The 26,169-nt window shown below is 53.3% G+C and carries 19 protein-coding genes; 8 read left to right on the plus strand and 11 right to left on the minus strand.

The window, feature by feature from the left end:
• Positions 1–19: 19 nt before the first annotated feature.
• The 6 genes from DDY07_RS08715 to DDY07_RS08740 all read left to right on the plus strand — a co-directional run bounded on the left by DDY07_RS08715 (position 20) and on the right by DDY07_RS08740 (position 6,964).
• Positions 20–1,063, plus strand: coding sequence for a sulfate/molybdate ABC transporter ATP-binding protein (locus tag DDY07_RS08715; protein ID WP_033156394.1), 1,044 nt, complete (start codon positions 20–22; stop codon positions 1,061–1,063).
• Positions 1,064–1,170: 107 nt separating this feature from the next.
• A complete protein-coding gene (locus tag DDY07_RS08720; protein ID WP_171695617.1) occupies positions 1,171–2,073 on the plus strand; it encodes a LysR substrate-binding domain-containing protein in 903 nt (300 codons plus the stop codon).
• A gap of 341 nt (positions 2,074–2,414) precedes the next feature.
• Entirely contained in the window at positions 2,415–3,392 is a 978-nt protein-coding gene (gene cysK, locus DDY07_RS08725; protein WP_171695618.1) for a cysteine synthase A, read from the plus strand.
• The gene (gene epsC, locus DDY07_RS08730) at positions 3,389–4,318 is read left to right on the plus strand and encodes a serine O-acetyltransferase EpsC (protein ID WP_171695619.1); all 930 of its coding nucleotides are present in this window, start codon (positions 3,389–3,391) and stop codon (positions 4,316–4,318) included. The genes cysK and epsC overlap by 4 nt, the downstream gene beginning before the upstream one ends.
• A 98-nt stretch (positions 4,319–4,416) precedes the next feature.
• Positions 4,417–5,334, plus strand: coding sequence for a family 2A encapsulin nanocompartment shell protein (locus tag DDY07_RS08735; RefSeq protein ID WP_020481377.1), 918 nt, complete (start codon positions 4,417–4,419; stop codon positions 5,332–5,334).
• The gene (locus tag DDY07_RS08740) at positions 5,321–6,964 is read left to right on the plus strand and encodes a family 2A encapsulin nanocompartment cargo protein cysteine desulfurase (RefSeq protein WP_171695620.1); all 1,644 of its coding nucleotides are present in this window, start codon (positions 5,321–5,323) and stop codon (positions 6,962–6,964) included. The genes DDY07_RS08735 and DDY07_RS08740 overlap by 14 nt, the downstream gene beginning before the upstream one ends.
• 184 nt (positions 6,965–7,148) lie before the next feature.
• On the opposite strand, the gene DDY07_RS08745 is transcribed toward DDY07_RS08740, so the two are convergent.
• The 11 genes from DDY07_RS08745 to DDY07_RS08795 all read right to left on the minus strand — a co-directional run bounded on the left by DDY07_RS08745 (position 7,149) and on the right by DDY07_RS08795 (position 23,847).
• A complete protein-coding gene (locus DDY07_RS08745; protein ID WP_171695621.1) occupies positions 7,149–8,789 on the minus strand; it encodes a PepSY domain-containing protein in 1,641 nt (546 codons plus the stop codon).
• A gap of 90 nt (positions 8,790–8,879) precedes the next feature.
• Complete coding sequence (locus DDY07_RS08750; protein ID WP_171695622.1) at positions 8,880–9,470, minus strand: peroxiredoxin; 591 nt, start codon at positions 9,468–9,470, stop codon at positions 8,880–8,882.
• 53 nt (positions 9,471–9,523) lie between these two features.
• Positions 9,524–10,219, minus strand: coding sequence for a cytochrome c (locus tag DDY07_RS08755; protein ID WP_367650863.1), 696 nt, complete (start codon positions 10,217–10,219; stop codon positions 9,524–9,526).
• 29 nt (positions 10,220–10,248) lie between these two features.
• Complete coding sequence (locus DDY07_RS08760; RefSeq protein WP_253734443.1) at positions 10,249–10,842, minus strand: peroxiredoxin; 594 nt, start codon at positions 10,840–10,842, stop codon at positions 10,249–10,251.
• A 7-nt stretch (positions 10,843–10,849) separates the two neighbouring features.
• Positions 10,850–11,236, minus strand: coding sequence for a hypothetical protein (locus DDY07_RS08765; protein WP_033156401.1), 387 nt, complete (start codon positions 11,234–11,236; stop codon positions 10,850–10,852).
• Positions 11,237–11,589: 353 nt separating this feature from the next.
• Complete coding sequence (locus DDY07_RS08770; protein WP_033156402.1) at positions 11,590–13,053, minus strand: DUF1501 domain-containing protein; 1,464 nt, start codon at positions 13,051–13,053, stop codon at positions 11,590–11,592.
• 104 nt (positions 13,054–13,157) lie between these two features.
• Positions 13,158–15,494, minus strand: a complete 2,337-nt coding sequence (locus DDY07_RS08775) for a DUF1549 and DUF1553 domain-containing protein (protein WP_171695624.1) — start codon at positions 15,492–15,494, stop codon at positions 13,158–13,160.
• A 66-nt stretch (positions 15,495–15,560) separates the two neighbouring features.
• Positions 15,561–16,067 (minus strand): rhodanese-like domain-containing protein, encoded by a 507-nt coding sequence (locus tag DDY07_RS08780; RefSeq protein ID WP_171695625.1) that lies wholly within the window; start codon positions 16,065–16,067, stop codon positions 15,561–15,563.
• Positions 16,068–16,702: 635 nt separating this feature from the next.
• Positions 16,703–17,662 carry an SMP-30/gluconolactonase/LRE family protein gene (locus DDY07_RS08785; RefSeq protein ID WP_171695626.1) on the minus strand — a complete coding sequence of 320 codons (960 nt, stop codon included), beginning with the start codon at positions 17,660–17,662 and terminating at the stop codon, positions 16,703–16,705.
• A 74-nt stretch (positions 17,663–17,736) separates the two neighbouring features.
• The gene (locus DDY07_RS08790) at positions 17,737–20,493 is read right to left on the minus strand and encodes a TonB-dependent receptor (protein ID WP_367650864.1); all 2,757 of its coding nucleotides are present in this window, start codon (positions 20,491–20,493) and stop codon (positions 17,737–17,739) included.
• Between the two features lie 330 nt (positions 20,494–20,823).
• On the minus strand, positions 20,824–23,847 hold the full coding sequence (locus DDY07_RS08795) for a TonB-dependent receptor (RefSeq protein WP_171695627.1): 3,024 nt from the start codon (positions 23,845–23,847) through the stop codon (positions 20,824–20,826).
• Positions 23,848–24,290: 443 nt separating this feature from the next.
• Between DDY07_RS08795 and DDY07_RS08800 the strand changes: the two genes are divergently transcribed.
• Positions 24,291–24,554, plus strand: a complete 264-nt coding sequence (locus DDY07_RS08800) for a hypothetical protein (protein WP_171695628.1) — start codon at positions 24,291–24,293, stop codon at positions 24,552–24,554.
• An 11-nt stretch (positions 24,555–24,565) separates the two neighbouring features.
• A complete protein-coding gene (locus tag DDY07_RS08805; protein ID WP_216614728.1) occupies positions 24,566–26,005 on the plus strand; it encodes an aryl-sulfate sulfotransferase in 1,440 nt (479 codons plus the stop codon).
• The last annotated feature ends 164 nt before the right edge of the window (positions 26,006–26,169 follow it).

The raw sequence follows: 26,169 nt of genomic DNA on the forward strand, positions 1-26,169 counted from the left end.
CCGGTATTGAGATAAAAACATGAGTATTCTGCTAAACAACATCAGCAAAAACTTCGGCAAATTTGCCGCCTTGTACGACGTCAACCTGGAAATTCCGGAAGGCGAGCTGGTAGCTCTGCTGGGCCCCTCCGGTTGCGGCAAGACCACCCTGCTCAGAATCATCGCCGGCCTGGAAACCCCGGATTTCGGCCGGGTACTGCTCAGCGGCGAAGACAAGACCGAGCAACATGTCAGCCGGCGCGGGATTGGTTTTGTGTTTCAACATTACGCCTTGTTCCGGCATATGACGGTGTTCGACAACATCGCCTTCGGTTTGCGGGTCAAGCCGCGCAAGGAACGGCCTACCGAAGCCTTTATCAGCAAAAAAGTGCACTCTTTGTTGGAGTTGGTACAACTGGATTGGCTGGCCGACCGCTTCCCGGATCAATTATCAGGCGGCCAAAGGCAGCGGATAGCTTTAGCTAGAGCCCTGGCCGTAGAACCCAGCGTATTGTTGCTGGACGAACCGTTCGGCGCGTTGGACGCCAGCGTGCGCAAAGATCTGCGGCAATGGCTGCGCAATCTGCATCAGGAATTGCATGTCACCAGTATTTTTGTGACCCACGATCAGGAAGAAGCCATGGAAGTCGCCAGCCAAGTCGTCGTATTGAATCAAGGCCGCATCGAGCAACAAGGCGCCCCGGCCGATATTTACGATCATCCGGCCAATGCCTTTGTTTCCAAATTCATCGGGCAAACCAACGTCTTCGATCTATCGGAAACCGAAAGCAACTGGCTGCAACGCGCAGGGATTCTGGCGGAAAAACCGCAAGGCATCTTCGCACACGTCCGCCCGCATCATATCGACATCGTCAAAGCCGAAGAAGCCTCCGGTTCGCCGGTAACTTTGAAAGACTGGCAACATCTGGGCGCGACGATACGCATCGAACTGTTCAATCCGCAACATAACGGTTCCGGTGCGACGCTGTTTGCGGAGATGCCCAACGAACGCTTCAAACAACTGAATTTAAACAAGGGCGACCGCGTGGCGGTGCATATCAAACAAGCGCATTGGTTTAATTGACAGCACCCCTCATAGTTCGGGCTATGCCAAACATAGCCCGGTACCGGCATTTGTACCCGGTTCGCGATTGTTGCCCATCGCTCAAATCACCCCATGGAAAGACCGATATGAATCTAAATCAGCTTGAATTATTGCGCGTCCTGAAGGACACCCAGTTCAACCAATCCAAAGCCGCGGAAATCATGCATGTCGTGCAGTCGGCCGCCAGCCGACAGTTACAATTATTGGAGGAGGAATTGGGCTCGCCGCTCTACGAACGCCACGGCAAAAAACTGCTGGGCCTGACACCGCTGGGCGAGCAGGTGATGGAACAGGTAGACAGGATCAATCAAGCCAAAAAGAACATCCTGTCGATAGCCGACGACTTTCGCGAAAATCGCAACGGCGCCTTGCATATCGCCACCACCCATACTCAAGCCAAGTACTTGCTACCGGAACCGGTGCAAAAATTCCGGGAGAAATATCCGGGCATCACCATTTACATGGTGCAATCGTCACCACAAGAATTAATAGAGCAGCTCCATCAGCATCGGGCCGATATTGCCATCTGCACCGAAAAGCTGGACGAGGACGAGAAGCTGGTCGTCAAATCCTGCTATGAATGGCAACACATCGCCGTGGTGCCGCGCCATCACCCCTTGGCGCAAGGCGATGTGACGCTGGGCCGGCTGGCCGCATTTCCGATTTTGACTTACTCGCAAGGCTATACCGGCCGTTCGACCATCGAAAAAGCCTTTAAGAACGCGGGTAAGGAACTGGACATCACCCTGTCCGCCGCCGATTCCGACATCATCAAAACCTATGTCAGATTGGGTTTGGGCGTGGGGATTATCGCCGGTACGTCTTACGAAGCGCGCAACGACAATGATTTGGTCGCCAGGGATTTATCGCACCTGATCCCACGCTCGATGACGAAAATCGCCTATTTGAAGCAATTATATCTACCCACTTATTTGCAATATTTCATTAACGAGCTGCTTGCCAAAGCCGCCAAGGAGCATGAATATTAAAATCCGGCACGAATTTCGGTTTTGATTTCGCTATTTATCATAAGAACCGCCGTAAAAAATTCGACTTTGCGATCCTTCACGCAAAAACAAAGACTTACAAACCGCCCAACCACCGCCGCAAGCTCCTTGCACCGAGGTAAATCATATTTTTAGATTTATATATCTCAAATAGGCATTACAGATAACCGAACCAATCGAACCTGTATTGACAGCCTTCGTTTAAACCAAGTACTTTAAAAAAAATCGCTGACCGGACCACCGGAAGCCAGTACGCCTGAATTGATAAGCAGGCTGCTGGCTTTTTTTTGGCCCGCAGAAAACCGACAGGGAGTAATACCGTCATGACGCATTGGTATCCAGATAACTCGCAATCAATAGGCAAAACCCCATTAGTCCGGCTAAACCGCATTACCGACGGCGCGCCGGTGACTTTGCTGGCTAAAATCGAAGGCCGCAATCCGGCTTATTCCGTGAAATGCCGCATCGGCGCGGCGATGATTAACGACGCCCAGCAACGCGGCTTGCTGACCGCCGGCAAAGAACTGATAGAACCCACCAGCGGCAATACCGGCATCGCCCTAGCCTTCGTAGCCGCCGCGCGCGGCATTCCACTGACCCTGACCATGCCGGAAACCATGAGTCTGGAACGGCGCAAATTATTGGTGGCTTATGGCGCCAAACTGGTCCTCACCGAAGGCGCCAAGGGCATGAAAGGCGCGATAGCCAAAGCCGAAGAAATTGCGGCCTCCGATCCGGACCGCTATGTACTGCTGCAACAGTTTAAAAACCCCGCCAACCCCAGCATCCACGAACTAACGACTGGCCCGGAAATCTGGACCGACAGCGACGGTGCCATCGACATTTTAGTCTCCGGCGTCGGTACCGGCGGCACGATTACCGGGGTTTCGCGCTATATCAAATTCAAACAACGCAAACCTATCATTTCTATTGCGGTAGAACCGGAAACTAGCCCAGTGTTAACACAGTTCCGGGCTGGCGAACCGCTACAGCCGGCGCCCCATAAGATCCAGGGCATCGGTGCCGGTTTCGTGCCGGATGTACTGGATTTATCCTTGGTTGACGAAATTGCCTTGGTCAGTAACGACGATGCCATAGCCTATGCCCGCCGCCTGGCGCGCGAGGAAGGCATCTTGGCCGGCATTTCCTGCGGTGCGGCAGTGGCCGCCGCGGTGCGGGTGGCCAAGCGTCCGGAACACGAAGGCAAAACCATTGTGGTCATCTTGCCGGATTCCGGCGAGCGCTACTTGAGCTCGGCCTTGTTCGAAGGCCTGTTCGATCCGCAAGGTGTAGCGCTATGACCTTAAGCGAACACGGCCAACGCTGGGAAATCGATGCTCTGGTTGCAGAACTGCGCGAACTGCGCCTGCAATCTCTGGAAAACCGGCATCGCCGTGAACATCCGCCCAAATTGCCTTCCCGTAAGATTTTGAGCCAAATCGTCGACAACTTGGGCGCGGCGCTGTTCCCAAACCGGCTGGGAATGCCCGACCTGACTGACGAAGGCATCGATTATTTCGTCGGCCACACGCTGGATAGTCTGCTACGGCAATTGCAACGGCAAATCGGCCTGGAATTGCAATTTGTCGCCGAACAGCAAGGCCTATCCGTGGATACTCGCAGCCAAGCGACAGACATCACCCGGCAGTTTGCGGCCCAGTTGCCTGCTGTGCGGCAATTGATCGACACAGATATTCAAGCTGCCTACGAGGGCGACCCCGCCGCGCGTTGCGCCGATGAAGTGTTGGTTTGCTATCCAGGCATCACCGCGGTGATTCATCACCGACTAGCGCATGTGCTGTACCAATTGGGTCTGCCGTTGGTGGCGCGCGTGATCAGCGAAGTTGCGCATTCCGCCACTGGGATCGACATCCATCCGGGCGCGCAAATCGGCGAAAGCTTTTTTATCGATCACGGCACCGGTGTGGTAATCGGCGAAACGGCAGTCATCGGCCGCCGAGTGCGCTTATATCAAGCGGTGACGCTGGGCGCCAAACGCTTTGACAAGGACGACAACGGCATTCTGGTCAAGGGTAACGCCCGCCACCCCATCGTTGAAGACGATGTGGTGATTTATGCCGGTGCCACGATCCTGGGACGTATCACCATTGGCCGCGGCTCGACGATAGGCGGCAACGTCTGGCTCACCCACAGCGTGCCGCCGGACAGCCTGGTCAGCCAGGGCCAGAATCGCACGGAAGTATTTGCCGGCGGCGGCGGGATTTAATCTCAACGGCCAATCGGCGCTTTTTCAAACCAACATTGATTAATCAGTCACTAAAAACACTTTAACCAACCACCACCCACTAAGAAAGGAAAATCACCATGTCAGACATTCATCAAGCCCATACCGCGTTAGGCGACGTCGCTGCGCGCACCTTATCCAACGCCACCAAAACCGTGCCCATGATGGGTACGATCACGCCTCGCTGGCTGGTGCATTTAATGCACTGGGTACCAGTCGAAGCGGGTATTTACCGGGTCAACAAAGTGAAAAGCGAAACCAGCATCGCCGTCGACTGCTCCAGCCTGGACGAAAAAGTGTTGCCGCAAACCTATGTGGATTACGAAGAATGGGGTCGCGAATATCGCTTGAACGCCGTCAACACCGTGCTAGACGTTCACACCCGCGTGGCCGATTTGTACAGCAGCCCTTACAACCAAATCCACGAACAGCTGCGCTTGACCATCGAAACCGTCAAAGAGCGTCAAGAAAGCGAGCTGATCAACAATGCCGAATACGGCTTGTTGAACAACGTCGCGCCCGCGCAAAAAGTGCAAACCCGCAAAGGCTCGCCAACTCCTGACGACCTGGACGAATTGATTGCCCGAGTCTGGAAAGAACCCGCCTTCTTCCTGGCCCACCCACGCGCCATCGCCGCCTTCGGCCGCGAAGCGACTCGCCGCGGCACACCGCCACCAACCATTTCCATGTTCGGTTCGCAATTTTTAACTTGGCGCGGCCTGCCTTTGATTCCGACCGACAAGCTAAAAATCACCAACGGCAAAACCAATATCCTGCTGTTGCGCACCGGCGAAAGCCGTCAAGGCGTAGTCGGTTTGTATCAACCCAATCTGACCGACGAACTGAGCATGGGCCTGTCCGTGCGTTTCATGGGCATCAACCACAAAGCTATCGCCTCCTATCTGGTCTCCCTGTATTGCTCGCTGGCGGTGTTGACCGAGGACGCCATCGGCGTATTGGAGAATGTCGAAATAGGCAACTACTATGACTACCAATAACGTTGACCTGGCTGGCCTGGCGCAACAAGCGCTGAGCGGCGGCACCGTGCCCGCGGGCTTGCCGGATGCCGCCGAATTGACGCGCTTGGCCAATCAGATTTTCCTGGAAGTGCCTAATGCTGGCGAAGCCATCGATACCGTACCGGTCTCGGCGGCAACTGCCGTACCGTTTAATAACGTCAGTTCCGGTTTCGACTCCCGGCCTGGCATCGACGACACGGCTATCTCAGCCTTGGTGCAACGCAGTTTTGCTTTGCCCGGCACAGCGGATTTGCAAACCGCCCTTGCCACACCGTTTGGTAAAACTCAGCCCACCACGCCTAGTACGTCATCGTTTTATTTTATAACCGAGGTATCCGCGTTGGCACGTGCGGCGCAAGTACCGGGTTTGGGTTCCGCGCATCCGCCGTTTGATGTCCATGCGGTGCGGCGAGACTTTCCAATTTTGCAAGAGCGTGTAAACGGTTATCCACTAGCTTGGCTGGATAACGCCGCTACCACGCAAAAGCCGCAGGTGGTGATTGATCGGATTTCCGAGTTTTATCAGCACGAAAACTCCAACATCCACCGGGCCGCGCATGAATTGGCTGCACGTGCTACCGATGCCTATGAAGGCGCACGACAAATCGTCGCGCGTTTTATCAATGCCTCGTCCGCCGATGAAGTAGTGTTCGTGCGTGGTGCTACCGAAGCCATCAATCTTGTAGCCAAAAGTTGGGGTAAGCAAAACATTGGCGCGGGCGACGAAATCGTCATCAGCTGGCTGGAACACCACGCCAACATCGTGCCCTGGCAGCAACTGTGCGCGGAAACCGGTGCGGTACTTAGAGTGATCCCGGTCGATGATAACGGCCAAGTGATTTTGGCCGAGTATCAAAAACTGCTGAATGCCAAAACCAAGCTAGTGTCGTTTACGCAGGTCTCGAATGCTTTAGGCACCGTCACGCCGGCGCAGGAAATGATCGAACTAGCCCACCGGGCCGGCGCTAAAGTGTTGCTGGACGGCGCGCAATCGGTGTCGCATTTAAAGGTTGATGTACAGGCTTTGGATTGCGATTGGTTGGCGTTTTCCGGCCACAAAATCTTCGGTCCGACTGGTATCGGCGTGCTGTACGGCAAAGCGGAAGTTCTGGAGGCTACCCAGCCTTGGCAAGGCGGCGGGAATATGATCGAAGACGTCACCTTCGAGAAAACCGTCTACCAACCCGCACCCGCCAAATTCGAAGCCGGCACCGGCAATATTGCCGACGCGGTGGGTTTGGGTGCGGCGCTGGAATATCTGAACAAAATCGGTATCGAAAATGTAGCCCGTTACGAGCATGAATTGCTGGTTTATGCGATGCATGCCTTGCAAGCCATACCGGGTCTGCGTTTGATCGGCACCGCGCCGGAAAAAACCAGCGTGGCGTCGTTCGTGATAGACGGTCATAGCACTCAAGATATTGGTAAAGCCTTGAATGAGGCCGGCATCGCCGTGCGCTCCGGCCATCATTGCGCACAGCCCATTTTGCGACGCTTTGGTTTGGAAAGTACCGTAAGACCCTCGTTGGCGTTTTATAACACTTACGAGGAAATCGATAGGTTAACGGCAACCCTAAAACGGTTGCAGTGCACTTCTCGGCGGTTTTAGCCTAACATTCTGAGGTCAAGGCGGCATACAGTCTTGACCTCAAATACTCGCGCTGGAAAAACATTTTCAACGTGAGGATGTGCGAAAAAGCCGCTATAAAAAATCTTGGTTCTAGGGTTCTAGGCCTTATATCTAAACGTATCGGTAACGCCAATTATCCTGGCGTTACCGAACATTTATTATCTTAACTACGGGTTTCCGTAGCCAGCTCCAGCGCCGACTGTGGTACGGCTGCCTTGCGTTTTTTCGGCTTAAAGGTTTTGACCAGCCTTTTCCATCCCACCACCAGCGAACTGGCGCCCAGTACCAAACCGAAACCCACCCAGGTCAACATCCAGGCATCCCAGATCGGCCGGTGATACAGCCAACCGAAATCCCAATGATGCAAACCCGAATATAACCAGCGAAACACCCGGCGACTGCGATCCAGCTTGGCTAGCAAGCTACCGTCTTGCGGGTCCAGATAAAACCGGGTGCCGGCTGCGTCTGCCAGCTCTACCACGACCACCGGCAACGGTTTTTCCACCAAGCTTTGATGATGCCGCGGGTAATAATAGCTGTCGTAGTCTTCCAAGAGTTCCTGGCTGGCGATGGGCGTATCTTGCGACACACGCAAGATCGCGTCGGTTACCGAGATTTTATTGAATTGCTGAACCGCCCCATCCACCGCTTGCGGTAATCGCTGACCATCGCGGCCATAAGCCAATAACACTGCTTCGCCACCCAAACGCCGCCAACTCAACTCGACAACATCCTTGCCATCCGCGTTGCTAAGCGGGCCGGGTTGCCAATTGCGCATTGCATCGGGTAACACCTTGCCCAAATATCTGTTCAGTTCTTGCCGTGTGAGATTGGCTTCGGAAAATAATTTGCCGGGATTGGTGTCGATAAATCCGCTCAGCGCCCAAGACAGCGCCACGGTCCCGCCGATCAAACCGCTCCAGAAATGCCATTTAAACCAAAACTCCCGGTACGGTTGCGTACGGCCTTGCGAATAGGTGGGCTTGCCGTTAAATCCCGGCCGCCAGCGCAACCAGCCGATAATCAAACCGGTGATGCACGCGATAGTCGCGCCCAAGCCGGACCACAATTGCACGTCGTGGCGATATTGCCCCAAACCAATGGCCTCCAGAGGTTTGAATAAATGCAGCCAATTGCCGGCATAGTAAAACGCCCTATCGACGCGGGTCGAGGCATGCAGGACTTCGCCGGTACGCGCCGAAATCAACAACTCGTCACCGTCGTCGCTAGCTACCCGATGAAACGGCCGCAAAGCCTCCTGATTACGCAGAATAATCGGGGCTTCCACCGTTTCCACTACTTGCAAATTATGGTTAATACCCTCGCGTTTGAACCAGTCGTCAGCGATGCGTAGCGCCTGCTCCACCGAAGTTTCGCGCAAGCTGCCGTCCAGTGCGGACAGCGCAAAGCGCGCGCCTTTGGTATCTTCCACCAGCCAAAACGGCTCGTCGTTACGTCTTACCAAGCGGGCATCGGCTATACCGACAGACGCTTCGGCCCAATTGCCCGATTCGGTTTTAGCTTGCGCGCCATGTTCACCCATGTTTGCCGGCTTGGATTGATGTTGCGCGGCAAAAAGCTTACGTTGCTCGGCACTGCGGTCCCAGGCTTCGCCCAAGCTCAACCAGCCTACTTCGGGCGCCAGGCTTTCCGCGTGCGCCAATTGCTGGCTGCGGCTTTGCGTGGTCGGCGTCGAATAGATAATCGCAATGCCGGTAAAAAACCAGAAAAACATGAACAAAGCCAACACCACCCCCAGCCAGCGGTGGGTTTCATATAACAACCAATTCAAAGACTTTTTCATTGCCGCCCTCCTAAACGCCCTTTGTTGATGACACTATCCGTTGAAAATTACTTTGCACTTCTCCGCCCCTATACACACTTCCTTAAACTCTTATTGACCAGCCTGCGCGGACTTGCCTAAACCTTGCACAATCTCCAGGGCCTTTTCGACATTTTCGGCGGGTTGCAAGTCGCCGACGCTAGCGACGATTTTGCCGTCCGCCGCTACCACAAACGTGGTCCGGGCTATGGCACCGTGATTGACCTGTACACCGCGACTATCCAAGCGCCCGGTTTTTGATTCGTCCACGCTCAAGCCATAAGCATTGGCAATCTTGCCGTCCGTATCCGAGGCCACCGGAAATTTGCTGGCGCAATAATCAGGATCGGCCGAGAACTCGTTCAACCGCTCGATACTATCCAAGGACACGCCCACGATCGTCGCACCGGCGGCGGCGAATTTGTCGTGATTGATCGCAAAGGTTCTCGCTTGAATATTGCAGCCGCGCCCATAAGCGGTCGGATAGAAATACACCACCACCGGACCTTTGCCGCGCGCTTCCTTCAAGGAATAGGCAAACGGTTTGCCGGCAAACGAGGCTTGGGTCTCGAAATCCGGCGCGACATCGCCTTCTTGCAAGCCGGCCAGCACCGAAAATGCCACTAACAGCGATAATGCGCTTCCCAGAAAAAATCGTTTCATCTCAACTCCGTAAAAAAGATAGGGAATACGTTTCAGTCGAACTCCTAAGCTCGCTACAAGCCCGACAGGTATTCCACTAAGGCATTCAGCTCATCGTCGTTCAGGGACTTGGCAATTTTGTTCATCACCGCTTCCGGACTGTTCTTGCGCTCGCCCAGTTTCCAATTGGTCAATTGACTGCGCAGATAAACCCGGCGTTGTCCGACAATCACCGGATAAATGACGTTATCCGCAATCTTGCCTTTGCCGTTCTCACCGTGACAACTGGCACAAGCAGGCAAATCCCGCGCCGCATCGCCGTTTACAAACAAATTTTTAGCGAGCGGATTGTCGGCGATCCGCTCGCCTCGCATGACTTTTTGGCTGGCAAAATATGCGGCGATGTCGGCCATGTCTTCTTGTGTCAGATCGGCGGCCATCACATTCATGATTTCGTGATTGCGAGCGCCGGATTTAAAATCGCTGAGCTGTTTAACCAGATAGCCGGCGTATTGACCGGCGTGGCTGGGAATTCTGACATCGCCGCTGTTGCCGTCCTCGCCATGACACTCCTGGCAACGTTCGTCAGCCGACTTTTGTTTACCCACGACCGGGTTGCCGTTGCCGATGCGTTGCAAAGAAAGTTCATCGCCCTGCTCCGCTAATACGGTTTTCGCCGAGGCCAATAAGGCAAAGGTACTAACGGCCAGCCACGGGCTGCGGCGGCGCCAATGATGCCTTCCTCCACGGGGTTTGGTGTCGGGCGCCACAGCGCATAGCCAACGGCAAAACCCCATGCCTAGTTCGCCTTCGGTCGATCAGCGGCGAGCTTTTCCACGACTTCCAGTGCTTTGGCGACATTTTCTTCCGGCTTCAAGCCGCCCAAGGTCGCAGCGATTTTGCCGTTCGGCGTGATCACGAAGGTGGTGCGCTCCGCAAAGCCGTGGTTGATTTCCACGCCCCTACTATCGGTTTTACCCGGCGCGGCGGCTTTCACGGCAATATCGTAATTGCCGGAGATTTTGCCGTCGGCATCGGATGCCACCGGAAACTTGCTGGCGCAGTAATTAGGATCGGCGGAAAAGTCGTTCAGGCGCTCGATGCTGTCCAGCGATACCCCGACGATACTGGCACCGGCGGCGGCAAATTTTTCGTGATTGACCGCAAAGCTATGCGCCTGCAAATTGCAGCCGCCGGTATAAGCGGACGGATAGAAATACACGACAACCGGACCGTTTTTCAAAGCATCCTCAAGCGTGTAATTAAAAGCCTTGCCGGCCAGGGAAGCTTGCGCTTGAAAATCCGGGGCTGGATGGCCTTCCGGCAGCGCGGCCATCACCGGCAAAGCAAAGACGGCAGGCAGCAGGCTTTTCAAAAATAAGTTTTTCATCATTTTTCAATTAGAGGGGTTTGTATTTGTCGTGGCAGGCGCCGCGGCATTGTTTGGAAAAGTCGTTGGCGGCCACAGCAGCCGTATCGAAATCGCCAGCCGTCAGTGCATTCTGAATATTCGCCGCCTTGTCCTGATATTCCTTGGCGTTATGCGTGGCGTCGTCAGCGTTGCCACGCTTGGCAAAAAATCCTTCGACCAGTTTGAATTCGTCCTGTAATTGCTTGGCTTGGGTTACCGCGGTGTTGGCGTCCTTGGCGGCAATATTGTTTTGCACTTCCTGAATTTTGGTTTCCACATCATTCATTAACTCTTCGAAATCAAATTCGCTTTCGGCAATCACCGCGCTGCTGCTGAGAACCAACCCAATTCCGAAAAGATAAATCGTCTTTCGCATATCGTTAACCCTGTCGCGGCATTACCCGCCTTATTAAATAATGTTCTCGGAACATCTCTAAAATTCCCTCTTCGCCAAACAGGACTCAAACGACCCACTGTCACCCAAGGCCCCCACAAAGGCCCGGCTGCGCGTATTACCGGGAGATAACCGGCCTGCCGTCCATTGGCCCCAGCCTCCTTGCCGGGATAAACGCTCACCTGACAGCGTCGTCCTAACCCCCTGTTTGATAAAGAAGGAATTTCAGAGATGTCCACATTGGTTCAAATTCGCCTTACCTCGGCCAATAGCCGGCTCGGCGAATCGCTTACCCGAAAGCGCCAAGCCTTCGGGTAGGCTGTTAAAGCTCAACCTTAAGCAATCAGTTCCTTGATCACTTTGCCGTACACCACGGTTGGACGTTCCGAACGGCCTTGATACTTGTAAATCAGCTTCAAGTGATCCAGACCCAACTGGTTCAACACCGTGGCGTGCAAGTCGTAGGTATCGACTTCGGTACCTTTGATAGCTTGTACGCCCAGCTCGTCGGTGCCGCCATGGGTATAACCGGCTTTGACGCCGCCGCCTGCCATCCATTGGGTATAGCCCCAAGGATTGTGGTCGCGGCCGTCGCCGGATTCGCTCCAAGGGGTACGACCAAACTCGGAAGTCCAGACCACCAGGGTTTCATCCAGCAAACCTTTGGCTTTCAAATCTTTCAACAAGCCGGCGATCGGTTTGTCGATAATTTTTGAATGCTTGCTGTGGTTGTCTTCGATGTTTTGGTGCGCGTCCCAATCGCGGCTGTCGCCTTTGATGTCGGTCGGGCCGGATACGACTTGCACGAAACGCACACCGCGTTCGGTCAAGCGTCTGGCACGCAACAACAACTCGCCGTATGGGCGGGTGATTTCATCGTTCAAGCCATACAGCGCTTTAGTCGCGTCGGATTCCTTACTAAAGTCAACCGCTTCCGGTGCGGTTTCCTGCATGCGGTAAGCCAGCTCGTAAGATTCGGTGCGGGCTTGCAGTTCGCTATCGGTTGGATAGTTGGCCGCATGTTGTTGATTAATCTGTTTCAACAAGTCCAGCGCATGGCGTTTTTCCGCGTTAGCCAGATATTCCGGGTTGTTCAAATGCAGAATCGGCGAATTACCGGGACGGAACGGCGTACCTTGATAAACCGCGGGTAAAAAGCCGGATTCCCAGTTGGTCACACCGCCGCGCGGTTCGCGTTTGTCGTTATACAACACCACGTAGGCCGGCAGATTCGGGTTCGCCGAACCCAAAGCATATTGCACCCAAGCGCCCAGTGTTGGCCGGCCGGGGTTCAAGCCGCCGGTGTTCAACTTCATGATGGAAATATCGTGGGTCGCACCAACAGTCACACTGGATTTAATAAATGCCAGGTCGTCGGCATGTTCCGCCAGATTGGGCAGCCAGTCAGAAAACCAGGCGCCGCTTTGACCGTGCTGTTTCCAGTCGCGTTTGGTGGCGATCAATTTAGTGATACCGCCTTGAGTACTGGTTTTGATGCCTTGCAAAAACGAAGCGGGAATACCGGTACCGGCTTGTTTGACCAACTGCGGTTTGTAGTCGTACAAATCCAGCGTGCTGGGGGCACCGGACATGTGCAGCCAGATGACGGTTTTGGCTTTAGGCGCAAAATGCGGCGCTTTCGGCGCTAAAGGATTGGCGCCGGCCAAGGCTTGCAGGGCTGGGTCGTCCGCCAGAGCAGTGGCAATGACGCCACCACCGGGCAGAAAGCCGCTGACGGCCAAGCCACCTAAGCCATAGCCGGTTTTTATTAAAAAATCGCGACGTGATTTGTTGTTCATTATCTAAACCTCTTGAATAGTATTTTGTGTCGGCAACTGCTTCGGGTCCGGTAAGGCGCCTACCGATTTGGCAAACGCCCACTTAAACCGAGTCGTATGTATCGTTAAAACCGGTAGATGAACTCGTTGGAGTTGGCTACCACGTGGACCAAATCCACGAATGCAGCGGCTCTCACAGGGTCACCCAGCGGCTTGTCCTTAACGCCGGCCGGTACGTTCACTTCAAATTTGCCATCCGCCGCCTTAGCGCGAATGATGGCTTCCTGTTCATTCAAGAAGGCCTGCAACGACTCTTTCTCATCGTCCTTCGGTTGCCGTGCAAACAAGATTTGATACAGTCTGCTGATGCGATCTTCTTCGTCTTCACCCGCTTCGTTGATCACCCGACCAGCCAAGGATTTAGACCAGTCGAATATCAGCTCGCTGTTGTACAGAGTCAGGGCTTGCAACGGCGTGGTGGTAACCTCGCGTTTGCTGTGCGCTTCCTGCGGCGACGCCATGTTGAAGGAGTCCAGGATCGGATACGGAATACTGCGCCGGGTAAAGATGTACAAACTGCGACGGTTCTGATCGTGCACATCCTTGGAGGTTTTCCAGGCCGGATCGCCTTGGAAGTTACCGCTGGCGGTGTTAATCGCTTTGGGCAACGGCGGGTACACGCTAGGTCCACCTACTTTTTCTTCCAATTTGCCAGCAGCGGCTAACAAGGAATCCCTGACCTGCTCCGCTTCCAAACGTTGGCGCGGAAACACTGCCAGCCATTGGTTTTCGCCGTCGGCTTTGGCCACATCTTCGCGGTAATCCGAGGATTGGCGATAAACGCTGGACAACAGTATCTCGCGGTGCAGTTTTTTCACGCTCCAGCCGTCGTTGACGAATTTAGAGGCCAGGTAATCCAGCAACTCGGGATGCGTCGGTTTTTGACCGGCTTTACCGAAATCGCTGACGGTGGTCACGATACCTTTACCGAAATATTGATCCCAAATCCGGTTGGTAAATACCCGAGCGGTCAAAGGATTGGTCGGGCTGGTAATCCATTTAGCCAGCGCTGAACGGCGACCGGATGAAAACGGCAACGGTTTGATGTCCGGTTTTTCGTCGGTAATCGCTTCCGGGAAAGCCGGTTGCACTTCTTCCAATGGTTTTTCGTGATCGCCCACCGCAAACACATAGCTAGGCGGCGCATCCGGATGGCCCAGTTCGGTCATCGCCGAAATGGTATTGGAAGACGTGGTAGGTTTCAGATCGTTGAATTTTTTAAGTTCTTTATCCAGTTTTTCCAACTCGGCCCATTGCTCGGCAATCTTTGGATCGCGCGTTTTAGCATCGGTACTTTCGCCTTTTTCCCGGAAATACGATTCCAAACTGCCTTCGTCGGTCACATTAGCCAAACGATGGTTAACCCAACGGTCGCGAGCGTTCCATTGCTCTTTAGGCTTGAAGATCGCTTCCCGCGAGTCGGTCAAATAACGTTCCTTGTGATATTTAAGTGCCTCTTCCCTATGCGTATCGATAATGGCTTTTTTCTTAGCGCGAATCTCTTTAGTCGCCTCTTCCCATTTGGCGTACTGTTGTTCGTAGGCTTTTTCCACCTCACCTTTCTTCGCAGGGATATTGTCTACCGGCGCGATGTTGGCAAAGAACGACTGTAGCGAGAAATAATCTTTCTGACTGATCTTGTCGAACTTGTGGTTATGGCACCGCGCGCACTCCACGGTTTGACCCAGCACTACCTTGCCCACGGTATCGGTAATATCCGTGGTGATTTGGTATTTGCGTTGCACCAAGTCGCGGGAGTTGCTGTTGTCCGGGAATTGCGCCATGAAGCCGGTGGCCACCAAGGCTTGTTCGTCGCCCGGCCACAATTCGTCGCCGGCCAATTGTTCCTGAATAAATCTGCTGTATGGCTTGTCCTGATTAAATGAATTGATCACGTAATCGCGGTAACGCCACATGTTCAAGCGGTCGTTATCGTTTTGAAAACCGGTACTGTCGGCATAACGCGCCAAATCCAGCCATTTACGCCCTTGGCGCTCGCCGTATTTCGGCGAAGCCAACAAACGGTCCGCCAATTTTTCGTAGGCATCAGGCGATTTATCATTAACAAACGAATCGACTTCTTCCGGGGTGGGAATGACACCCCACACATCCAGCGTAGCCCGGCGGATGAACGACGCCCGGTCGGTATCCTGTGAGGGCTTGATACCTTTCGCTTCCAGCGGTGCCAACACAAACGCATCAATAGGGGTTCTGACCCAATCTTTCTGCTGTACCTCAGGCACGGCAGGCGCCTTAACCGGTTGATATGACCAGAGTTTGGATTTGGACTGTCCGGCTGGAGCAGCGGCTTCGGTGGCCGGTTTTTCTTCGGCGGCCTGAGCAGCGTCGGAGAGCGCAAGTGCCAGCCCCCAGACCACCGCGCAATATAGTTTTATTTTCATTGAATTCCTCCAAAATGACAGCTTGATGGAACGAAGCCGGGGCTTAAACCCAACCTCATTCGGAAATTAACCTTTATGCTTATGGCCTTTTCTGTGCTCTTGCTCTTTGGCATGCTCTTCGGGCTTAGGCGCAGGCGGGACGATTTTGGTAATCTTGCCGCCCTCTTCTTCATAGTTTTGCGAACCTATCGCGCCTACTACTTTGAAACCCTTTTCAGCCAGCAAATCGGCAGACTTACCGGCACGGCCGGCGTGATTGGACACGGTGACTATGGAGCGTTCTTTAGGGATAAACGGCAAAGCCTTATCCAGTTCATCGATCTGTACGTTCAAATAGACGGGAAAGGTACCGATCTTGCTGATCTCATCAGGACGGCGTACATCGATAAACAATACTTGCTCAGGCTTGGCGAGTAAGGCATCGATTTCCGCGCGATTCAATTTTGGGGTTTTATAGGTATAAGGCCGCGCGGCCGGCGCCTCGGTTTTTTTACCGGCGTCCGCGTCAGCGGCAAACGCTACCGGAGCCGCCAAGATCAGAGCCAAAAGAGCCGCTGTGGTCGTGTTTTTCATTGCTATGTCTTCCTGTTATTAGTTGCTAACTGCACGGTTTATCGCGCTTGAATAAGGTTCCTCATTTGGTAAAAAGCAACTAGCATGCCACTCGAAAAATATCCGCCATAAAAAACCATCACCAGCTTGTTAATCATTGATTTAACACGTGATATTTATTTCAAACCACTCTCGATAATGCTTGATAAATCCCTGAACACCCAAGCACAGCCCAAGCAACTGGTGGAAATTCAGCAGGGTCGCAACATGCCCTGTTGCTGGGCTAGCACCACACCAACCGTTGAATGATCCGGCCGGATTGATCCTTGGCGCGCCGTTCGGGCTGAGCTCGTCGCAGCCTGAAGCGCTTGGCGCTTCGACAATACTGTCAACGGCGGAAAAACGAGCGGTATTTACGGTTGACGTTAATAAAGTTGCTTGGGTCTATAAGAAAGGAGACGTACAGATAGGCCAAGCAGGAACGCTGTAACTTCACGACCTTCGGCACTAAGAGCCGAGCCAATACGCCGGACAAAAAAAAACGGGCTAAGGATCAATCCTTGCCCGTTAGAGGTTCTCACCACGAGAGCTTGATGAAATGCTTGGGGCCCTTAAGTCCCGTTTTAAGGGCTGTTTGAGATACTCCGTCAAATCGGCTATTTCGGCCGACTGCTAATACCTGCCGAGAGCAGCGGAATTTTGTAAGCCGCGCCGCGACCGACGACATACAGGGTTTTCTTGTCCACACCCGCAAAGGCCAGGTTCTGCGGCTTTTTGGGTAATGGAATCACGCCCAGGCTCTCACCTTTAGCGCTGATGATTTCTACACCGGCGTTGGAAGCAACATACAACCGGCCTTCATCGTCCAATGCAATACCGTCGGCACCGCTGGACCACGTGCCGTCTTCGCCTTTTTTCCAACCCTCCAGTTTGGCGAAATTGCGCCGATTCTGAATCGAACCGTCCGCAGCAATATCGTAAGCCAGGATGTGTTCGCCTTGGGTATTGGCGACGTACAAGACTTTTTCGTCCTTGCTTAATTGAATACCGTTGGGCCGTTCAATGTCGGTCGCCAATTGTTTAAGCTCGCCGCCGGGTGAAATATAAAACACGCCGGGATGCGACGGCGGCGGATTGGGATTGTCCTTGCTCGGCCGGGTGCCGCTATCGGTAAAGTAGATACCGCCATTGCTGGCGCGCACTAAATCGTTAGGACGTTGAAATGCGGTGCCTTGATAGTTTTCGGCCAAGGTATTTTTCTTGTTGGCCGGATAGACTACGCCGACCTTGGTTTTGACGGTTTGTACCGCGACGATGTCACCGTCGGGCGTTAACGCCAGGCCGTTGGCGCCGTTGGAATTTTCCAGAAACGTCGAGACTTTATCGTCCGTGCCGATCCGTATGATTTTGTTGGCTTGGGTTTCGGTGAACAATAAACTGCCGTCACTATAACCAATAGGTCCCTCGGTCCCGTTAAAGCCGTCTTTGATCAGCTCGGCTACCACACCGCCGGCGGCGACGCCGGGAATTGCCGGGGTAACCGGGTCGTCGGCGCTGGCCGCCGCCGCATAAATCAACGCGCTAAATCCCAGTAAATAGAAGTGTTTAGATAACATCAGTATTTCCTTTGCAAATGTTTCGATAAATCAGTTTGCCGGACGGCATTCTGGCCGTCCGGCGCGTGTAACAATTAGAACTTGGCTCTAAAGTGCACCCCGTAGTAACGCGCATCGCCGAATGAAGCACTCGCCGCGCCGGTACCGGAAAAGTTACTGGCATTGGTAAAGTAGATCGTGTCGAAAATGTTTCTACCCACCAAGTCCAGGTTGTACTTGCCATTTTTAGTACCCAATCCAATCCCGCCATCGGTGACGTGATAGGCGTCCTGCTTGCCATAGCGCGACAAACTGGCGTTATAGTTAGCTGCGGATTTAAAGCTGTCGATCAAATACGCATGCCATTGCAAACCGTAGTCGTTACCGTAACCAAAGGTTAAAGGCGCCCGGTAATCTATCCCGTAGTTAGCAGTAAACGCCGGCGCGTTCGGGATGGTTTTGCCGGTTTGATCGCAATATCCGGTGTTATTCGCTTCTGGTGGGCAAGGCGCGTTGGCAAAGTCGGTGTAAATGGCTTTGTTATACGAGCCGTTCAGGAACACATTCAAACCTTGGGTAATATCCCAATTGGTTTCCAATTCGATACCGCGTAATTGAATACCGCCGATATTGCCCAGTTGCGTCAAGAATTGACCGGCCCGCAATGGGTCAGCCGCCACCAGCTGCGATTGATAACTTTGAATATCGGTTTGGTACAAGTTGACGTTGAATACCAGCTTGCGATCCAGCAAAGTGCTCTTGAAACCAAATTCGTAGTCCATCACGTCTTCCGGTTTGACGTTTTCCGTAGCCCCAGTGTTAAAGTTGAACTGCGCCGCCCCGGATTTTTGACCGCCGGCCACTGAACCGTAGACCATCAAATCTTTATTCACTTTGTAACTGGGGTTAATCAACCAGTTTTGCGAATTCTGATCGAAACCTTGCCGCGGAGCATCCCATTCCGGACCCAGACGGTTACTGCGAATAGCCTTGGCCGCAGCAATCTGCGCGGCATTGGCACCCACGGAGGCACCCAAAGCATCTAAATCCACACCGCCCAAATTCCGGCTATAACCGGTGTTTTCCCGACGTTCAAAGGTATTGCGCAAGCCTAAGGTCAAGGTCGCATCATCGGTGACATGCCAGTTGATCTGACCGTAGCCGGCATAGCTATCGGTGGCAGGCACCACGTTTTGCGTCAACATGGTATCGCGCATGGACGCCGCCAATAATTGCCGGGACGCCGGGCTGGCATTCAACAGCGCGTACTGGCTATTGCTGGCATGGAACGCGCCGGCATCCACCCCAAAAAGGCGTTGATTAAAGGTATTGGCGATAGCACGCATCGCAAACACCCCGAACTGGTAATCGATGGGTCCAGGGTCTTTAGACGCCAATCTGAGCTCCTGCGACCATTGCTCATTTTTAACAGTCCAACCGGAAATCCGTTCAACGTCTGCGGTACTTGACTCGCCATCATGATTAGGTTCAAACAACGCATCCCGATAAGCGGAAATCGAGGTCAACCGATGTCCTGCCACATCCCAGTTGATTTCCGCCGACACCCCGGAACCATCGCCGCGCGATTGGCGCCTTTCGTTGTTCGCCATCGCTCTGGGATCACCAATCACGGTCACCGGTTGGCCATTGGTTCGCAGTGTATTGAACCAATCCCTGGCCAACCGCGAACTGAAGGTCGTGGTTCGCAGGGTGCCATCGTCAAAGCGCGTAGGATCGGCGATGAGGGGTTGCACGCTCATGGTTTGAGTCGAGGCAGTTTTATCGACAATCACCCGCGCGCTCAAATCTTCGCTCGGCGTAAACAGAAACTGTAAACGCCCACCCAACGCATTGGTTTCGCCTAAATCCCCCTCACTGCGATGCACATCCAAATTTTTCACAAAGCCGTCGCGCTTATCGATAAACCCGGAAGCGCGATACGCCAACAAACCCGGCAAGATGGTACCGGTAGCGCCGAATTTGCCTTGCAGGGTATCCCTATCCCCCGCGAAGCCATCCACGTAATAACTGTTCTTGAATGAAGGCGCTTTAGTGGTAATGTTCAGCAAACCCAGGTTGCTGTTTTTACCTTGCAGCGTACCTTGCGGACCACGCAACACTTCCACTTGATCCAAATCGGCAAAGTTGGCCCACGCCGCCCCTGCCCATGCCCGCCAGACGTTATCCACCATCACGCCAACACTGGGCTCCATGGATTCGTTACCGCTGTTTTTGCCCAAACCCCGCAAAGCAATACTGGTTTGCCGGGCGTTGGCCGAGGTCACACCCAAGTTAGGCGCACGCCGGGAAAAATCTTGTACCGACACCACGTTATCCCTCTCCAGCGTTTCCCGATTGATTACCGCCACCGGAATCGGTACCTCCTGCAACTTCTCTTCCTTACGCCGAGACGTTACGACCACTTCCGACAGGTTTTGCGGCTCGTCGGCCTTTTCTTCCGGCTCCGGCTCAGCGGCGGCTACGACATTGTCCGGCTCCTGGCTGGCTTGCGCAGCCGGATCGTTAACAGCAGGCGCCGGCGCGGCCGCCACGCCTCTTTTAAGTAAATCCTGCTCACGCCGTTTTGAGGCTTCCAATTCCCGGCTCAAGCGTTCAACCTGTGCTTGTAAATCGTTCACTTTGGTATCGGCAACCGCTTTATTACCGGTCTTTTTCGCGCTTTTTTTAACCGGCGCCGTTTGGGCGGTCGCATCGCTAGCAATCAGCATTGAACCACCCGCAATAGCCATTGCCACACATACCGACAAACCGCGCCGATTGCTAATGTGCAGCGGCACTTTCACCGATTCAATGTTGTCTGCCGACAGACTCCCAATTAAATTTTCCTTCACGATCTCACCTATGCGAATGTTACAAAAACCAATTCGAGCCAACGCCACGACGACGCCCGCGATTCGAACTTTCTGTAACGCTCAACGCAACGACCGTGCCACAGGATGATAAACATCCGCCTAGCCATCCATTAATTAGATTTAAACAATTGAATTTAATAACTAACTTTAAGACCCAATTTATCTATCTTGCTAACATCATGAGAACGCCGCCAGCTGAAAAACTGTTGAAAGGTCATCAGCCTTTGCTGACTAACTGCCCGCCAATCAACAGTTTCATTTCCAGGTTACGAACTGGTGTCAAGCGTGTTTTTTGGTCAACCTACCATCTTAAATTTTCCCGCTTAGCTGAATACCGAACCAACGCGGATAAGGATCCGGCGCATAGGAATTCCAGCCAATTTCGTGATTTCTATCGTTGAAGATGTTTTTACCGATCAGGCTCAAGTCCCAGTGCTTGTCGCGGGTACCGATACCGATCGCCGCGTCCGTTCTGGCTCTATCCTCTACCCAACCGTAGGCCGATAAGGTATCGCTATTATTGAACTCGGTTTGGTAGTTGGTATTAAAGCTGGTGTGCGCTATGTATTTGCTCTCGAAAATCGGCTTGGAATATTCGGCACCGACGTTAAAGTTCCATTTGGAAGCACCGGGTAGATACTGGCCGGTCATATCGACGTAATCCCCGGTCAGATAACCCAGCTCATCGGGTTTAGGTGCATTTTTGTAATCCAGATATTCGGCAACGTTATAGGCGCCGTTGAAACGGATCGACAAATCGGGAATGGTGTTGATCACGCTGTCCAACTCCACGCCGTGCACCCGCACCCGACCGACGTTGCCTTGCGTCGTGGCGTAGGCTGTCAGGCCGGAACCACCGGGCGCCAGGTTGACTTCGGTTTGGAATTGGTCCACCACCTGAACCGCTTGCTGGTAGTTCTTAATATCCATGACAAACGCATCGACATTAAGCACCACCGACTTATCCAGCCAAAAGGATTTAAAACCGAGCTCTAGGGCATGAGTTTCTTCCGGTTTGACGGTGAACGGCAGACCGTTGACCGGCGCAATCGATCCCGATTTCTCGCCGTATTGCCAGGACAAATACGTCGTCAGGTCTTCATTGATTTTGTAGCTGGGCGTCAATTGCGCGGTATACAGTACATCCCGGTAGTTATCCTCGACGGTTTGATTCAAACGGCCGATTTGCGAGGCACGCAAGGTTTTGGCATTGGCGACCATGGTTTTTTGCGCGGCGGTCAACGCCGAATAGCTGGAGCCGCCAAAGTATCGAGCCGCCAAGGAGTCGGCCAGCGCGGTTTGCTCGGCGCTGTTCACCACAGTATCGCCGGCTACCACGCCGGTTTGCGCAGCGTTGAGTTTTCCGTAATTGCTTGTCGATCCGTAGAAGGTGTTGGTCACTGTTTTATTGGACCCATCGGGATTTTTGTCGATCACCCCGTCGCCATCCTGATCGACGGTAAACGACTGCGCCGTATCGGAATTAAAACCGCCGGTGGCCACATCACGCACCGCCACTGGATTAAAGGCGCCACCAACGCCATTTCTGGCAATGTTCTTAAAGTTGCGCGACGTACGGTCTTCATGCGTGGCGCGTACCCCGGCGGTAAGGGTGAAATTGTCGGTAAAGTGCAAATCCGATTCGCCGTATATGGCACCGGATTGGGTACGAATCTCGGTAGACTCGAAGGTGCGCGCATCCTGCAACAGGTCTTTCAGGATAGCCTCGCCGGCGCCGCGATTGGTGCCGGCGTTTCTATATAAAGCATTGTACTGGCCGTTGGTGGCAAACCAGGCCCCGGCGTCGGCGCCCCAGCCGGCTTTCGAGTCCACATTATCCTTGGTCCACAAACCGATCACGCCGGCCTTGTAATCCAAAAAGCCGCCCGGTTTGTTGACGATTTTAAATTCCTGCGTCCATTGATTGTATTTAACCCCGCCGCCGCCATCGACGCTGATGTCAAACGGCGTACCTTCGTCGTTGTGCGCATCAAAGCGATATTCGCGCACCCCGGTTCTGGAGCTCAACACATGATTGCCGACTTCCCAGTCGATTAACGCCGCTGCGCCCTGGTTATTGACGGTTTGGCCTTTGTTTTGATCGAACCAGACGGTGCCGCGTTGTTCGCCGCCGATATAATCGTTATAGGTAAACCCTCTGTTGGCAAAGTACTGGCCGGCCGCCGCTCTTGAACCGACGGCGCTGATCGCCCCCGGACTGGTGGTATCGGTCAGCGCAAATTGGTTGCTATGACTGAAATAGCCATTGAGTTTGGAGTAGGCGGATGTGCCGTTTCTATCCGTGAGACTACCGTCGGCAAACCGAAAAGGCTGATCATGATAGAAGGTCAAACCGTTTTGTACCTGTGGTTGCTTCGGCTCGAAGTCGGCGATAAAGCGTGCCGTTAAGTTTGAGGTTGGGGTAAACAGCAACTGCGCGCGCCCGCTCAGGCGATCGCGGTTATATAGTGTGTAGTTTCTGTCGTATTCGTTTTCATAAAAACCCCGCGCCTTATCGACGATGAATGATCCACGCCAGGCCAGAAAATTATCGATCACCGTCCCGCCCAAAGCACCTTGCAATATCAAGGACTCCCGTTGCCCATAAGCGGCGGACAATTCCGCTGTCGGCGCGAATGTCGGCAATTTGGAGGTGACGTTCACTTTACCCGAGCTTGCGGCCAAGCCGCCCTCGGTACCGCGCGGCCCGCGCGTGACTTCCACCGCTTCCACGTCGTAAAAACTGAAGTTAGCCAACTGCGTCAAGGCATACGGTACACCGTCCACCGTCACGCCGACGCTGGGATCCTGGGTTTCCGTAAAACTTCTTTTCCCCAAACCGCGCACCGATAGCGAGGCGCCGCGGGTATTGTTTTGATTGAATTGCACGTTGGACGCGCGGCGGGTGATGTCGCCCAAGTCCCTGGACAGTTCCCGATTAAGTTCGGTGCCGGATACTACCGATACCGATTGCGCGACTTCGTGTAATTTCGCCAATTTGGGTTTGGCCTTTACTACCACTTCGCCCAAATCCGCTTTTTGATCGTCATCGTTCTGGGCTAACTCGGTTGCCTGCGCTTCGTTCGGCGCGGCAACTGTTTCCGCGATTGGTGCACCGGCATTAGTAGTTCCGGCAGCTGCGGTGCCCGCTGCGCCTTTCTTGATAAACTCCAATTCTCGTTGTTTGGCGGCGGCAAGCTGCTGACGCAAAGCTTGATTTTCCGCTTCCAAATCGCTGACCGCTTTGCTGTTGACGGTTTTGGTTTTGCTGTTTTTTTTCGGTGCGGCTTCCACATCGACTGCAGACGCCATGGACACACCGGCGATAGCCATTGCGACGCAGGTCGATAATCTACGTCGCGCACTGATTGCTTGAGGAACCCCATCCTGTCGAGTAGCGCTTATTGAAAAAGCACTTGTTAATTTATCGCTCACTGTGTCACCTAAACGAATGTTAAAAAAATCGATAAAAACTAACGCTAATACTGTGCCGTCTAAAACCATATCCGGCTTTAACATCGTTTTTGCAATAGGCATGCCAGCAATATTAAATGCGCATTGAAGGGAAATAATCCCGGAAAATATATTTATAAAATACTGTTTTATATGAACATTTAAATTAATTACTCGTGATCAACCGGAAATATTAACAGCCAATTCACGCGCTGTTTTTATCAAACGCTGCTGAAACTCAAACAATTACTGCTGGCGACATGAACGGCCTTTGCTGTTAGGCTGAACGAGCATTGCTGATCGACTGAAAGACGTCTGCTGAATTGGAAATACTTTTTGCTGATGGCCTGCACTTGGCTCAACAAGTTTGGCCAAATCCATCGACCCCCTCTGCCGTTTACCCTAAGGCTTACTGGAAAAATACCGCGCGTGAGCACTGGCGTGCTAATGACAAAGCCTTGAAATACCGGCCCTTGTATAGCTTATGGCTTTTTGCGGTCAGATATTTGGGGAGCAACCCGGATAAAACAACATATTGGCTTGATCATTGCTTAACACCAAAAGCAATAGCAAACACCCCTATATAAAGGAATAAAAAATGACACAAATCAGACCCTCCGCAAGCGCGCAGGGAGGCAAAAAGAACCGGGCATCGCGCAAAAACCAGGCTTGGCAACAAGCCACGTTGATTGCGTTAGGCACGGCCCTCAGCGTCTCGGCATTATCCGGACCGAGTGTTTTTCCCACTGGTACCACGCGCTACGATCCCAGCAAAGCCTACAACTCATTTGTTTTGTTCAGCGGTGGCGATAACCTGGCACATTTGATCGACTTAAACCGCAATTCCGTTCACGAATGGCCGGATGCCGCCAGCCACAGCACGTTGATTAATCCAGCCGTGAACGGCGGCAAGCTTGGACATGTATTTATCACGCAGGAAACCACTGAGGGTAAAGGTACGGATCTAGTGCCTGGCCAAATCAGCAAAAAGATCACCAAAACCATCGCCGAACTGGACTGGGACGGCAAAACCGTCTGGAGCTTCGGCGACAAAGCGCCTGGCGGTGCCGCGCAACAACATCATGACTGGGCCAGATTACCCAACGGCAATACCGTGGTATTGGCTAACCTCGTGCATCCGGTGAAAGGCTTTAAGCAGCCGCAAGTGTTGGACGACGTGATTTACGAAGTCAATCCGGCGGGCGAAGTGGTTTGGAAATGGATTGCCTCGGAGCATTTGCAGGAGTTCGGCTTCACGCCCGCCGAACTTAAATTGGTCCGCAATGCCGAGATTGCCGATTACCTGCATGTCAACAATCTGAAAGTAGTTGGCCCAAATCATTGGTATGCCGCCGGCGACCAGCGCTTTCATCCGGATAATTTGTTGATCGACGCGCGTAACGCCAATTTCATCATCATCATTGATAGAAAGACCGGCAAAGTGGTCTGGAACCTGGGGCCGCACTACCCAGCCGCGTCCATTGAAGAACAACAAGCCCGCAAGGTGCCGCGCCCGGTCGATCAAATCAGTGCCCAGCACGATGCGCATATCATTCCGGAAGGCTTACCCGGCGCCGGGAATTTATTAGTGTTCGACAATCAAGGCATCGCCGGTTATCCGCCCGCTCCCGTGCCGCGTACCGGTGGTTCGCGCGTATTGGAGATAGATCCGATCAAGAAAGAAATTGTCTGGCAGTACACAGGCGAGAGCTCGGGCGGCCCCAGTTGGTCGTTTCGTAGCACCCATATCAGCGCTGCCCGCCGCTTGCCTAACGGGAATACTTTTATAGACGAGGGCCAGAGTGGACGCTTATTTCAAGTGACAACCGACGGCGACATAGTCTGGGAATATATCAATCCGTATTTTCGTACCGGTAAGGATGCTTTGACCGGCCGGGCCACCGCCAACAACTCGGTATATCGCGGCCAACCGGTGCCTTACGATTGGGTACCGGCCGGCACACCGCATAGTGAAAATCCGGTCAGTGCGCCTGATTTGAGCAAATTTCGACTACCGATAGCCAGTAACAAACCCTAAAACAACTTGGTAAAAACCCAGGTACGCGGTATGCAATTTTAAAACCATGGGTTTCGGGGTATCCGGTCGTGATGTTTGGTAGACGGGTTACTACCATTAAGTTTAACGGAACGGACACTCCACAACCGGATACCCCGAAACCCATGGCACGAACACCCTATAAT

The sequence above is a fragment of the Methylomonas sp. ZR1 genome (genome assembly GCF_013141865.1).
Taxonomy (GTDB): Bacteria; Pseudomonadota; Gammaproteobacteria; order Methylococcales; family Methylomonadaceae; genus Methylomonas.